Raw genomic sequence first — 13,397 nt, forward strand, 5'->3', positions numbered from 1 at the left:
CGGATGTCGCTGACATCTCCAAAGCTAAACACAAACTGAAAATTAGGCATGTCGCGCTGGACGCGGTTTAAATCAGGTCCGTCGCGTGAGAAAAGCATCCAGCGCATTGGCAAACGCCTGTCTGTCACGCTCTCCGAGCGTCGCCGGTCCGCCTGTGTTGACACCCGTCGAGCGCAGCGTCTCCATGAAATCACGCATGTTGAGGCGCTCGCGGATATTTTCACGGGTGTAGAGCTGACCGCGCGGATTCAGGGCGTGGGCATCTTTGGCGATGACTTCCGCCGCCAGCGGGATGTCGGCGGTGATGACCAGATCGCCCGGCTCCAGACGCTTGACGATCTCGTTGTCGGCGACATCGAAACCGGGTGCAACCTGAATCGAGCGGATGAGACGCGAGGGCGGCAGACTCATCGGTTGATTGGCGACCAGTGTGATCGCCACGCCGACCCGCTCGGCGGCACGAAAGAGGATGTCCCGGATGACCCTTGGACAGGCGTCGGCATCGACCCAGATGCGCATCCTTACTCCTGTACCAGGATCCAGGGCTTGATGACCACCGCCCACAGACTGGCCTGAGTCTCGAACCAGCGTCTGGCCTGTTCGTCCGATACGGGCGCGACGGTCCCGTGCGATACTTCGCGCGCAATGGATGGCGCGTCGTCACATGCGATCAGCCGGGCGATCTCGATCAGATCGAGACCGTCCTGAACCCGGATCACCCTGCCTTGCGCGAAAAACCGCTGCAACTCCAGCCAGGGAATCCGCGCCGTCTCCTGATTGAGCCGGATGCGCTCCAGCTCCTCATGCCCTTCAATCCGCTCCATCGTCGGCTCGATCCGTCTGCGGCGTGTCGGCGGTCGTCTCGGGGAGATCGTCTTCCGCAATATGATCGGGCTCATGGACCATGACCAGTCCACCGAGCGGCGGCAGCGCGATCAGCAGCGAATGCGGACGGCCCATCCAGCTCACGGGCTCGGACTGCACCCCGCCCTGATTACCCATGTTACTGCCGCCGTACAGCTCGGCATCCGAGTTGATGGCCTCGCGATAGAAACCGGGCTCAGGCACGCCGATGCGGTAATCGGTACGTGGAACCGGGGTGAAGTTGAAAACGGCGACGACCAGATCCGCTCCGGCGCGGTCCTTGCGCAGATAGCTCAGAACCGACTGCGAGCTGTCGTGGCAGTCGATCCATTCAAAGCCGGAGGCGTCGAAGTCGATTTCATGCAGCGCAGGCAACTCGCGGTGCAGACGGTTCAGGTCGGCAACCAGTTGTTTCACGCCCTGATGCTGGGGTCGTTCGAGCAGCTCCCAATCCAGCTCGCCGGCAAAATTCCACTCGGCACCCTGGGCGAATTCGCAGCCCTGGAACAGCAGCTTCTTGCCCGGATAGCTGAACATGAAGGTATAGAGCAGACGCAGGCTGGCGAATTTCTGCCAGCCGTCGCCGGGCATCTTGTCCAGCATGGACTTCTTGCCGTGGACCACTTCGTCATGCGAGAAGGGCAGGACGAAGTTTTCGGTGAAGGCATAGAGCAGACCGAAGGTCAGCAGATCGTGATGGAAATGCCGGTAGATGGGATCCTTCTGCATGTACGACAGGGTGTCGTGCATCCAGCCCATGTTCCATTTCATGCTGAAACCCAGGCCGCCGAGATAGGTCGGGCGCGAGACGGCCGGCCAGGCGGTGGATTCCTCGGCGATCATGAGGCTGCCGGGATGCTGCTCATGGGTGACGCTGTTGAGCTGGCGGATGAAATCGACCGCCTCCAGATTTTCGTTGCCGCCGTATTTGTTGGGGATCCATTCGCCCGCGTTGCGCGAATAGTCCAGATAAAGCATGGAGGCGACGGCATCGACGCGCAGTCCGTCCAGATGGAATTCATCCAGCCAGTAGAGCGCGCTGGAGAGCAGGAAATTCTTCACCTCGTTGCGACCGAAGTTGAAGATGAGCGTGCCCCAGTCCTTGTGCTCGCCCAGACGCGGATCGGCGTGCTCGTAGAGTGCCGAGCCGTCGAAGCGGGCCAGTGCATAGGCATCCTTGGGGAAATGGGCCGGCACCCAGTCGAGCAGGACGCCGATACCCCGGCTGTGGAGATAATCGACGAAGAAACGAAAATCGTCCGGGGTGCCATGCCGTGCGGTCGGTGCGAAATAGCCGGTGCACTGATAGCCCCAGGAGGCATCGAGCGGGTGCTCGGTGATGGGCAGCAGCTCGATGTGGGTGAAACCCAGCTCGGTCACATAGTCGGCGAGTTCCTTCGCGAGGATCCGGTAGTTGACAAAATTACCGTCTGGATCGCGCCGCCAGGAACCGAGATGGACCTCATAGACCGAGAACGCCCGATGCTGCCAGTTCGCTTCCGCGCGTGCCGTCATCCAGTCCGCGTCAGTCCAGCGGAAGGCGGTTTCAGGACAGATGAGCCCGGCGGTCTGGGGGCGTTCCTGGAAGGACTGCGCATAGGGATCGATTTTGATATGGATATGACTGGCGTGGTCACGGATCTCGTATTTGTAATAGCCGCCGGTGGCGAGGCCGGGCACGAAGAGTTCCCAGACACCGGTGCCGCCGCGCACGCGCATGGGATGGGTGCGTCCGTCCCAGCCATTGAAATCGCCGACCACGCTCACCCGATCCGCATTGGGTGCCCAGACGGCGAACTGGACGCCGGAGACGCCTTCAACCTCGCGGACATGGGAACCCAGAAAACGATAGGCATGCCAGTGACGCCCCTCGCCGAACAGATGCAGGTCGAAATCGGCAAGCTGGGCCGGGAAGCAATAGGGGTCGTAATCCTGATGCGTCACGCCCGCTGCATCCTCCCAGGCGATCCGGTAACGCTCGGGTGCCTGCGAGGCGTCGCCTTCCCACACAAAGAGGTCGGTGCCCTCGATCCGGTGCAGCGCGGCCTGCGCCTCGACCAGGATTGCGCGTTCTGCCTGAGGCAGAAAGGCGCGCACGGTGGCCCGGTTCTCGCTGACGTGCCGCCCCAATACCTCGAAGGGGTCATGATGGCGCGCCTCGACGATGCGCAGCAGGGGTTCGGGAAGTTTGGGCGCGGAGCCTTTGGCGGTTGGCATCTGTTGTCGTGTCCTCTGCTGATCAGCGAATCGTGTCGCCCGCACCCCTGGTGATTGGGCTTAAAAGCTGTCGAAAAGCGGGTTTCGGCACCGCCTGCGGTTCCAAATCCAAGGGTTGCAAACGATCTTGATGGTACCATAAGGGCGCAAAGACAAATGCAGCCGCGCAACGTCTAAACAGGAGCCGGATCCATGCCCCATGCCAATCCCCGATTCATCAGCCGTCTGACCCGCAACACCCTGGCGCTGATCCTGGCCGGGGGGCGGGGCTCGCGGCTCAAGCATCTGACCGCCTGGCGCTCCAAGCCCGCAGTGCCCTTCGGCGGCAAGTTCCGCATCATCGATTTCCCGCTCTCCAACTGCATCAATTCAGGCATCCGCCGCATTGGCGTGCTGACCCAGTACAAGGCGCATTCGCTGATTCTGCACATCCAGAAAGGCTGGGGTTTCCTGCGCGGCGAGTTCGGCGAATTCGTCGAACTCTGGCCGGCCCAGCAGCGCGTCGTCGAGACCGCCTGGTATGCCGGCACGGCGGATGCCGTGTTCCAGAATCTCGACATCATCCGCGATCACAACCCCGAATATATCCTGCTGCTGGCAGGCGATCATATCTATAAGATGGACTATGGCGCCATGATCGCCTATCACGTCGAGAGCGGCGCCGACATGACCGTCGGCTGTCTCGAAGTCGAAACCGCGCGGGCCAGCGAGTTCGGCGTCATGTCGGTGGATGACGACAACCGGGTGCGCAGCTTCGCCGAAAAACCCAGCAACCCGGAAACCATCCCCGGCTCGCCTGATCGCTGTCTGGCTTCCATGGGCATCTATGTCTTCAATCGCGGCTTTCTCTTCGAGCAGCTCATCAAGGACGCCGGCACTCCCAAATCGAGCCATGATTTCGGCAAGGACATCATCCCCGCCGTCATCAAGCTCTACCGGGTGATGGCCTACACCTTCCGCGATCCCAAAAGCGGCGAGCAGGCTTACTGGCGCGACGTGGGCACCCTGGACGCCTTCTGGGAAGCCAATCTGGAGCTGATCGGCGTGACCCCGCCGCTCAATCTCTATGACAAGAACTGGCCGATCTGGACCTATCAGGAACAGTTGCCGCCCGCCAAGTTCGTCTTCGACGACGAAGACCGGCGCGGCATGGCGGTCGATTCCATGGTCTCGGGCGGCTGCGTCATCTCTGGCGCGACCGTTCGTCACTCGCTGCTCTTCTCCAACGTGCGGGTGAACTCATACGCCTATGTGGCCGATTCGGTCATCCTGCCGGACGTCGATATCGGGCGTAACTGCGTCATCCGCAACGCCGTCATCGACCGCTATTGTCAGATCGGGGAGGGCTCGACGATCGGCATGGATCCCGAGGCCGACCGCCGTGCCGGGTTCCTGGTGAGCGAGGGCGGGGTGACACTGGTCACACCGGAGATGCTGGGGCAGGAAGCCAATCATGTCCGTTGACGCCATTGGCAGTTGGCATGTTGATCCTGGCTGAATTCAACTCCGCCCATCCTGTGAATCGGGACGCTACCGAATCATGAATATCGTTTTGAATGGAGAGTGCAGGCAGGTCCGCGAAGGCGCGCACTTGTCTGATCTTGTCGTGGAGCTATCCCTCACCGGCCAGCGTTTTGCCATTGAGGTCAATGCCGAGCTGGTTCCGCGCAGCCGTTTCGCCGAGCATCGGCTCAACCCGGACGACCGGGTCGAGATCATCCAGGCCGTCGGTGGCGGATGACATACGGCTCATGAAAGGCTGTCGTACAATTCTGCCAACCGAATCCCCACCCGCAGGATCATTTCATGTCTACAGCAACCGCTCACCACGATCCGCTCCTCATCGCCGGCAAGTCATACCAGTCGCGTCTGCTGGTCGGCACCGGCAAATACAAGGACATGGATGAGACCGCTCGCGCCATCGAAGCCAGCGGGGCCGAAATCGTCACCGTGGCGGTGCGCCGCACCAATCTCGGCCAGAACCCCGGCGAGCCGAACATCCTGGACGTGCTGCCGCCCGAGCGTTACACCATCCTGCCCAACACCGCCGGCTGTTACGATGTCGAGACCGCCGTGCGGACCTGCCGGCTGGCGCGCGAGCTGCTGGATGGTCACAACCTCGTCAAGCTGGAAGTCCTGGGCGACGAGAAGACGCTCTTCCCGGATGTCATGGCGACCCTCAAGGCCGCCGAGATTCTGGTCAGGGAGGGCTTCGAGATCATGGTCTACACCAACGACGATCCCATCGTCGCCCGTCAGCTCGAAGAGATCGGCTGCATCGCCGTGATGCCGCTGGCCGCGCCCATCGGCTCCGGGCTCGGCATCCGCAATCCGCTCAACATCCTTACCATCGTCGAGAACGCCAAGGTTCCGGTGCTGGTCGATGCCGGCGTCGGCACGGCATCGGACGCCTCAGAGGCGATGGAGCTGGGCTGCGACGGCGTGCTCATGAATACCGCCATCGCGGCGGCAAAGAACCCGGTGCTCATGGCGAGCGCCATGCGCAAGGCCATCGAGGCCGGGCGTGAGGCGTTTCTGGCCGGACGCATGCCAGCCAAACGCTTCGCCTCGGCTTCATCGCCGATTGAGGGGCTGTTTTTCTGAGGCGGTCGTCGTCATCGCGGCTCAATCCGTCGGTGGTCGGCGGATGGATCGAACCAGGCGTGGGATCTCGGTTTCCAGGCTGTATTTCGGGCGGAAGCCGAGCGTGCGCTCCAGCTTCTCCGATGAATACCAGGCATCCCCGGTGAGTTTGGACAGGCCATCCAGGGTCAGCGGCAGGCGCCGACCGAGCAGGCGTTCGCCGATGGATCCTCCGGCAGCGGCGACACGCAGGGCCCAGAGCGGGACGGTCCAGCGCGGAATGGGACGGCCCAGCGCCAGCAGGATGCGTTCATAGATCCAGCGGGTCGAATAGGCGCGTCCGTCCGTGACACAGTAAATCTGACCGGCGCTGGCCGGATTCCGGGCGATCAGGATGGCAGCGGCGACGGCGTCCTCGATATGGATCGCCGAGCGGCGATTATTGATCTGCGGCCAGGGCGGAAAACGCCGCGCCGCGATGGCGGCGATCAGACGCGCGAGATTTCCCTTGTCATCCAGGCCATACACCATCGGCAGCCGCAGAACGCTGGCCTGGATGCCGGCTGTCTGTCCGGTCGCCAGCACCCGCTGTTCCGCCGCCAGCTTGGCGCGGCCATAGAGCGTGTCGGGCGCCGGAGTCAGGGTCTCGTCGGCGGGTCGTCCCAGCTCGCCGGCTGCATCGCCCATCGCCTTGACGGTGCTGATATAGATCAGGCGCTTGACGCCTGAGTCTGCGGCCTCTGCCATGAGGTTGGCGGTGCCTTCGGCTGTCACCGGCCAGTGGTTCGGCGCGTTGTAGAGATCGGGCTCGTCGGGTCGTGGCGCATAGCTCGCCAGATGAAAGAGCGTGTCGATGCCCGAACAGACCGATTGCAGGCTCGACGGGTCGGTCAGATCGCCGACGCGGACATCGACCCTCTGACCGGGCCAGAGATCGAGCGCGACCTGCGGGGCGCGGGTCAGGATGCTGACCGGCTGCCCTTCTTGCAGCAGGGTCGAGACGAGCAGACGGCCCACGCGACCCGTCGCGCCAGTCACCAAAATGTTTCCCAGTTCCAAACTTCATTCGCCCCAAAATAGACAGGATTAACAGGATTTTCCAGGATGGACAGGCTTTTTCAAAGCCTTGTTTTAGATCCTGTTAATCCTGTCTATTTCCTAAACCGGCGCACGGCCAACGACCACTTCACCCCGAAAAAATGCAGCCGGATGCCGAGGATGACCAAGAGGCTGAACAGCCGTGGATAGCGGCCAGCCTGGAATTTGCGAAAGAAGCGTTCCATCCCATGATGCTTGTGACGCTCCACCGCCAGGGGGTCGCCGGTGCTGCATGCCCCTTTGTGATGGATGACGCGAACATCGGGGACGAAGGCGATCTTCCAGCCCGCCTGATGGAAACGCACGAACCAGTCCAGATCCTCGCAATGCAGAAAATAGCCTTCATCGAGCGGGCCGACTGCATCCAGTGCCTGTCGCCGCACGAACATGAATGAACCCGAGATGGCCGCGACCTCGACCGGTTCGATCGGCAGCGGTTGGTCATGCAGATTCAAACGCGATCCTCGCGCTTGCAGCCGGTCCAGACCGGTGAATCGTTTGAGCGCGATCCAGGGATCGGGAATGGCGCGACGGCAGGCAACCTGCTCGGCGCCATCGGGATCCAGCACCAGACAGCCGGCCATGCCGACATCCGGGCGACGGTCCAGAAAGCCCGCCAGCCGCGCCAGGGTATCGGGCGCGATGAGACAATCCGGGTTCAGAAAGAGCAGATAGTCCGCGCAGGCGAGCGGCAGCGCCCGGTTGTTGGCCTTGGCGAAGCCCAGGTTGGCGCAGTGCTCCAGGATGGTCAGTCGTGGATCCTGGCCACAGGCGGACCTCACCCGCTCCAGGCTGTCATCGACCGAGCCGTTGTCGCTAACGATGATCTCCACCGCGACACTGGAGGCAAGCACCGCCGTCACGCACTCGGCCAGTAAGGGGCCGGCATTGTAGTTGACCACGATGACGCTGACGGCAGGCGGCTCGCGCTCGACCGGCATCATGACGCTGGCTCCAGATCCAGCGCCTCACGCACCGCCCGCTCGGCGGCGGCGAAGCTGAAATGCCGTTCCATGACCGCCAGACCGCCAGCGGACAGACGCGCCCAGAGCGCGTCATCGGTATCCAGACGCGCGATGGCCTCGGCAAAGGCCAGTGCGTCATCGGCAATCAGCACCGATTCGCCATCGACCAGATGCATGCCCTCGGCGGCGATGCTGGTCGCCACTACGGGCAGGCCGTAAGCAAGGCTTTGATTGATCTTGCCCTTGACCCCGGCGCCATAGCGCAGCGGGGCGACGGATAGCCGGCAGTTGGCGAACCAGGGCGCGACATCCGGCACATAACCCAGGATCTCCACCCCGTTGCCGGCACAGGCCAGCACCTCGGGCGGCGGATCCGCACCGATCACCCTGAGTGTCAGGTCGGGTCGGCGCGCGCGTAGCAGGGGCATGACCTCGCGACAGAAAAAGAGGACGGCGTCGCCGTTCGGCGGATGGGCGAAGGCGCCGATGAACAGCAGGTCACGCCGGTCGCCTGCCGGTCGCGCCGAGCCGTGGATGGCATGGATGTTCGAGACGATGCGAACCGGGATCTCCGGTGCCTCGACGGCCAGCAGATCGCGTTCCATCTCGCTGACGACCAGGGTCAGATCGGCCTGTCGCATCAGGTCCAGTTCCTGACGCCTGCGTGTCTCGGCGACCAGCCGCGTGACCCGGTCGCCGCGCATCGTCGCCAGCCGGCGCTCGCGCAGAAAATGCAGATCGACGGTATCGAAGAGGATGCGCGCCTGCGGACAATGACTGCGCGCGGCAGCCATGACCTGAGCGGCGGCGTCGGCGCGGCTCAGGATCACCAGATCATAGAGTCTGCCGCGCTCTGCCAGGTGACGCGCCAGCGAGCGCACAAAGGGACGATACAGCACCTCGACACCCTGGCACTGAAGCTCCGCCACATAGGGCTGGGGCGCTTCCAGATTGGCGGCGGCGAAGGTGACCTTGTATCCCAGCCTTTGCAGGATGTGGAACAGATTGAGCATGCGCAGCGAACCGGATTCGCGATCCGGGGTGATCATGTAATTATCGACCACCAGTACGCGTCGTTTGACCTGACGCTCCCGGGCGTGCTCCAGATCCTCGCCCCGTTCGCCAAAGTTGGCTAATTCAGGCTGCCAGCGCTGGCGAAAGGTCTCGGCATGGAGTTGCTGAAAGCGTTTCAGACCCTCGGCGGCGGTCTCGTCGCGTCCAGCGGTGACGCCCTCGAAATGTACGACCCAGGACAGCGGCTGATAGTAGACCTGCAAACCCGCCGCGCGGACACGAAAGGCCAGATCGGTGTCTTCGTAATAGGCGGGCGCAAAGACCGGGTCGAAACCGCCAAGCTGCCGGAACAGCGCGGTGCGGATCGCCAGCGCCGCGCCGGAACAATAATCGACGGCGCGGCGATAGCTGTATTCCGGCTTGTTGGGGTCGTCCAGATGGCCGTCATTCCAGGCCGAACCATCGCGAAAGAGGATTCCGCCGGACTCCTGCTGGCGTCCGTCGGGATAGACGAGCCGACTGCCGACCAGTCCGGCGTCCGGCGCCTCATCGAAAGTGCGCAGCAGGGCATCGAGCCAGCCCGGCTGGACCTGGGTGTCGTTGTTCAGAAAGACGATGAAGGCACCACGCGCCAGTTCCGCCCCGCGATTGCAGGTGCCTACGAATCCCAGATTCTCGGCATTGCGGACCACGCGCACGCCGGGGTAGTCGGCGAGGCGCGCGGCGGTGCCGTCACTGGAGCAGTCATCAATGACGATGACCTCAAAGGCCGCCTCGGTCGTCGCCTGTGCGAGCGCGGCGAGACAGTGATGGGTGAAGTGAAACTGATCATGCACCGGGATGATGATCGAGGCGAGGGGCGACTCCGGGAGCGGCAGGGCGACCGGCTGGAAAGGCTCGCTGCAGGCGATCAGTTGTGGCGGTCTCTGCACCGCCAGCGGCGTCGTGCGCAGGCGGCGTCTGAGCTTGTGCAGGAGCACGCGCGCGCCTTCGGTGCGCAGCACATGCAGCAGGCGGGGCAGATAACGCAGCGCGAAGCCAAAACGGCCCCGATTCTCGATCATTGTCATTCAGTCGAGCCTTGCCGTTAACGGATGGCGCCTGAATTCAATCGTGGCTGTGATCATGCGCATGGTGGTGGTGATGGTGATGGAAATGTTCGTGACGGTGCGCCGCGTCCTGGGCATGCAGGCGGGTGCTGTCCGTCTGAGTGGCTGGGCGAGTGGTCCGGCCCTGAGCCAGTCTGGCGCGCTGTGCCGCCAGTTCATGACGCAGCCAGTCCAGCCAGGGTTCCAGTTGGCCCGCGCCGCGCGTGGAAATGGTCTCGAATGGCGCCACGCTGGCCAGATTGCGCAGATACTGCTCGGCCCGCTCGGGCTGGAACTCGGGCAGCACCGTCAGGAGATCGGACTTGGTGCAGAGCACCAGGTCGGCGGTACGGAACATGACCGGATATTTGGCCGGTTTATCGTCGCCCTCGGGCACTGACAGCAGCGTGACATTGCGATGCTGGCCCAGATCGAAGCTGGCGGGGCAGACCAGATTGCCGACGTTCTCGATGAACAGCAGATCGACGCCGTGCAGGTCCAGTTGATGGAGTGCATCGTGGACCAGATGGGCGTCCAGATGGCAGGCGCTGCCGGTCGAGATCTGCACCGCTGGCACACCCTTGGCGCGGATGCGCAGCGCATCGTTCTCGGTCTCCAGATCACCCTCGATCACGGCGATGCGCAGTTCGCTCCCCAGCGCATCGATGGTGGCCTCCAGCAGGCTGGTCTTGCCTGCGCCGGGCGAGGACATGAGATTGAGCGCCAGCAGGGCGTAACGATCAAAATGCTCCCGGTTATGGGCGGCCTCATGATCGTTTTCGGTCAGCAGCCCCTTGAGCACGGCAACCGCCGCGCGTCCATCCTCGGTCAGCGCATGCTTGCCATCGCCCTGCACAAGATGTTCGTTGCCGGGTGTGATGTTGCAGCCGCAGGTATTGCACATGATTCGGATCTCCCAGCGAAATCGGCAGTCTACGCCATCGCCCGACGAAGGGTTAGTGCGGATCGCTCAATCAGGTCTGGCCGGACGCTCACAACAACCCCCGTTCGGCGAACGACACCCCGTCGCCGTCGCCCACGATGATGTGATCCAGCACCCGCACCTCGATCAGATCCAGCATGGACTTGAGACGCTGGGTGATGCGCAGGTCGGCCTGGCTGGGCTCGGCCACCCCGGATGGATGATTATGCGCGAAGATGACAGCGGCGGCGTTGGTGTCGAGCACCCGTCGCAGCACCTCGCGCGGATGCACGCTCGCGCCATCGATGGTGCCGCGAAACAGCTCCTCGAAACGGATCACCCGATGACGGTTGTCGAGAAAGAGACAGGCGAAGACCTCGTGCGGCAGGCCATAGAGACGCATCTTCAGATAATCGCGCGTGGCCTGGGGGCTGGTCAGCACGTCCTGCCCGTCGAGACGGGTCAGCAGATAGCGGCGGCTGAGTTCAAGCACCGCCTGCAACTGCGCGAACTTGGCCGTGCCAAGCCCCTTTTCCTGGCAGAAACGGCGCTGATCGGCGGCCAGCAGACCGGCGAGTCCGCCGAACGCGATCAGCAGCTCGCGGGCCAGATCCACCGCGCTCTTGCCCGGAATCCCGGTGCGCAGAAAGATGGCCAGCAATTCGGCGTCGGACAGCGCGCCCGCGCCGCGCTCCAGGAGCTTTTCGCGCGGACGTTCGTCTTCCGGCCAGTCCCTGATCGTCATACGCCCTCCCGCTTTGCGGTTTAATCCTGTCAAAATCTCCATCCGTCGGCGAGCGACCGGCGGATCGGTTAAACTTCGCGCTTCTATTTCAGGTCAGAATACACATTCAGCTCATGGATTTGAACCAGGGTTCACGGGTGCTGCTGGGCGTCGGCGGCGGCATTTCCGCCTATAAATCGGTCGATCTGGTGCGCCGTCTGAGCGAGCGCGGCTGCGAGGTGCGGGTGGTCATGACTCAGGCCGCGACCGCCTTTGTCGCGCCCCTGACCTTTCAGGCCGTCTCCGGCCATCCGGTGCGCACCGCGCTGCTCGATCCCGCTGCCGAGGCCGGCATGGGGCATATCGAACTGGCGCGCTGGGCGGACTGTCTGCTGATCGCACCGGCGACCGCCGATCTCATGGCGCGGCTCGCCGCCGGTCTCGCCGACGATCTGCTCACGACCCTGGCGCTCGCCACCGAGGCGCCGCTCTGTCTCGCCCCGGCGATGAATCAGCACATGTGGCGTCATCCGGCGACTCAGGCCAATCTGCAAACACTGCGCGCACGCGGGGCGCGGATTCTGGGTCCAGCCGAGGGTCAGCAGGCGTGCGGTGATGTGGGACCGGGACGCATGCTGGAACCGCTGGAGATCGCCGAGGCGCTGCGTCCGCTGGCCGGACGCCCGCTGGCCGGCGTGCGCGTGCTGCTGACCGCCGGTCCGACCCGCGAGCCGCTCGATCCGGTGCGCTATCTGGGCAATCGCAGCTCGGGTCGCATGGGCTATGCGCTGGCGACGGCCCTGAGCGATCTCGGCGCACAGGTGACGCTGATCAGCGGCCCGACCGCCCTCCCCATGCCGCCGGTCGCCGAATCGATCCAGGTCGAAACGGCGCTGGACATGCACGGCGCGGTCATGGCGCGCGCAGCTGACTGCGACCTCTTCGTCGCGACCGCTGCTGTTGCCGATTATCGGCCAGCCGACCCTGCCGACAGCAAGATCAAGAAAGACGCGACCGGGCTGACCCTGCATCTGGTGCGCAACCCCGACATCCTCGCCGAGGTCGCGGCGCTGACCCCGGCGCCCTTCACCGTCGGTTTCGCCGCCGAGACCGACCGGGTCGAAGACTACGCGCGCGGCAAGCTGGCAGCCAAGCGGCTGGACATGATCGCCGCCAATCTAGTCGGCGGCGCGACAGGCGGCTTTGAGCGGGACGACAATGCGCTCATGGTCTTCTGGCCGAACGGACGCCGCGACCTGCCCATGATGGACAAACGCCAGCTCGCCCGCGAACTGGCCGCACTCATCGCCGAACGCTATCGGGAACGCCATGCTGCATCCGCTTGAAGTCAAAATTCTCGATCTGCGGCTTGGCCGCGATTTCCCGCTCCCGCAGTACGCGACCCAGGGTTCCGCCGGACTCGATCTGCGCGCCATGCTGGAGACGCCGCTGGATCTGGCGCCCGGCGACTGCGAGCTGATCCCGACCGGGATGGCGGTGCATATCGCCGAACCGGGGGTCGCCGGCATGATCCTGCCGCGCTCGGGCCTCGGGCATCGGCATGGCATCGTGCTCGGTAATCTGGTGGGTCTGATCGACTCTGATTATCAGGGGCCGCTTATGGTCTCCTGCTGGAATCGTGGCGATGTGACCTTTCGGATCGAGATCGGCGAACGCATCGCTCAACTGGTGCTGGTGCCGGTGCTGCGGGCTGATCTGGTGCTGGTTGAGTCGTTCGAGACCTCCGAGCGCGGCGAGGGTGGTTTCGGGCATACTGGTACGCGATAATTGACTGTTTCTAAAATGAAAATTTTAGAACCGCAAAGGCGAAAAGATCGCAAAGGGTTCCCAATACATTCGCGTCGGATGGAAGCGGATCCGATCCACGCAAAGCCGGCCAAATGAGAAAGCTTGATTTCTCT

13 protein-coding genes are annotated in these 13,397 nt (G+C 63.4%); 5 read left to right on the top strand and 8 right to left on the bottom strand.

The features are described 5' to 3' along the window. Positions 1 to 72: 72 nt before the first annotated feature. From EDC35_RS05980 to glgB, 3 genes are read right to left on the bottom strand one after another with little or no spacing between them, the layout of a single operon-like run. The gene (locus EDC35_RS05980) at positions 73 to 519 is read right to left on the bottom strand and encodes a YaiI/YqxD family protein (protein ID WP_132976342.1); all 447 of its coding nucleotides are present in this window, start codon (positions 517 to 519) and stop codon (positions 73 to 75) included. Between the two features lie 2 nt (positions 520 to 521). Continuing rightward, positions 522 to 824: a DUF2288 domain-containing protein gene (locus EDC35_RS05985; protein ID WP_132976343.1), complete on the bottom strand. Its 303-nt coding sequence runs from the start codon at positions 822 to 824 to the stop codon at positions 522 to 524. Further along, positions 811 to 3,081 (bottom strand): 1,4-alpha-glucan branching protein GlgB, encoded by a 2,271-nt coding sequence (gene glgB / locus EDC35_RS05990; RefSeq protein ID WP_132976344.1) that lies wholly within the window; start codon positions 3,079 to 3,081, stop codon positions 811 to 813. Before glgB ends, EDC35_RS05985 begins: the two co-directional genes overlap by 14 nt. Before the next feature lie 192 nt (positions 3,082 to 3,273). Between glgB and glgC the strand changes: the two genes are divergently transcribed. The 3 genes from glgC (at position 3,274) to EDC35_RS06005 (ending at position 5,685) form a co-directional block, all read left to right on the top strand. Next, positions 3,274 to 4,545, top strand: a complete 1,272-nt coding sequence (gene glgC / locus EDC35_RS05995) for a glucose-1-phosphate adenylyltransferase (RefSeq protein ID WP_132976345.1) — start codon at positions 3,274 to 3,276, stop codon at positions 4,543 to 4,545. 76 nt (positions 4,546 to 4,621) lie between these two features. After that, positions 4,622 to 4,822, top strand: coding sequence for a sulfur carrier protein ThiS (thiS, locus tag EDC35_RS06000; RefSeq protein ID WP_132976346.1), 201 nt, complete (start codon positions 4,622 to 4,624; stop codon positions 4,820 to 4,822). Between the two features lie 65 nt (positions 4,823 to 4,887). Then, positions 4,888 to 5,685 carry a thiazole synthase gene (locus EDC35_RS06005; RefSeq protein WP_132976347.1) on the top strand — a complete coding sequence of 266 codons (798 nt, stop codon included), beginning with the start codon at positions 4,888 to 4,890 and terminating at the stop codon, positions 5,683 to 5,685. A 21-nt stretch (positions 5,686 to 5,706) separates the two neighbouring features. Here the strand turns inward: EDC35_RS06005 and EDC35_RS06010 are convergent, their stop codons facing one another. The 5 genes from EDC35_RS06010 to radC all read right to left on the bottom strand — a co-directional run bounded on the left by EDC35_RS06010 (position 5,707) and on the right by radC (position 11,496). Beyond that, on the bottom strand, positions 5,707 to 6,702 hold the full coding sequence (locus tag EDC35_RS06010; RefSeq protein ID WP_243651475.1) for an NAD-dependent epimerase/dehydratase family protein: 996 nt from the start codon (positions 6,700 to 6,702) through the stop codon (positions 5,707 to 5,709). Positions 6,703 to 6,815: 113 nt separating this feature from the next. Continuing rightward, entirely contained in the window at positions 6,816 to 7,706 is an 891-nt protein-coding gene (locus EDC35_RS06015; protein ID WP_243651478.1) for a glycosyltransferase family 2 protein, read from the bottom strand. After that, a complete protein-coding gene (locus tag EDC35_RS06020; protein WP_132976349.1) occupies positions 7,703 to 9,811 on the bottom strand; it encodes a glycosyltransferase in 2,109 nt (702 codons plus the stop codon). Before EDC35_RS06020 ends, EDC35_RS06015 begins: the two co-directional genes overlap by 4 nt. Before the next feature lie 37 nt (positions 9,812 to 9,848). Then, positions 9,849 to 10,733 (bottom strand): hydrogenase nickel incorporation protein HypB, encoded by an 885-nt coding sequence (gene hypB, locus EDC35_RS06025; protein WP_132976350.1) that lies wholly within the window; start codon positions 10,731 to 10,733, stop codon positions 9,849 to 9,851. An 88-nt stretch (positions 10,734 to 10,821) separates the two neighbouring features. After that, positions 10,822 to 11,496 (bottom strand): RadC family protein, encoded by a 675-nt coding sequence (gene radC, locus EDC35_RS06030; protein ID WP_132976351.1) that lies wholly within the window; start codon positions 11,494 to 11,496, stop codon positions 10,822 to 10,824. Between the two features lie 113 nt (positions 11,497 to 11,609). Between radC and coaBC the strand changes: the two genes are divergently transcribed. Further along, positions 11,610 to 12,821: a bifunctional phosphopantothenoylcysteine decarboxylase/phosphopantothenate--cysteine ligase CoaBC gene (coaBC, locus tag EDC35_RS06035; RefSeq protein WP_132976352.1), complete on the top strand. Its 1,212-nt coding sequence runs from the start codon at positions 11,610 to 11,612 to the stop codon at positions 12,819 to 12,821. After that, on the top strand, positions 12,805 to 13,263 hold the full coding sequence (gene dut / locus EDC35_RS06040) for a dUTP diphosphatase (RefSeq protein WP_132976353.1): 459 nt from the start codon (positions 12,805 to 12,807) through the stop codon (positions 13,261 to 13,263). The genes coaBC and dut overlap by 17 nt, the downstream gene beginning before the upstream one ends. Positions 13,264 to 13,397 lie beyond the last annotated feature (134 nt).

Source organism: Thiobaca trueperi (assembly GCF_004342175.1).
Classification (GTDB): domain Bacteria; phylum Pseudomonadota; class Gammaproteobacteria; order Chromatiales; family Chromatiaceae; genus Thiobaca; species Thiobaca trueperi.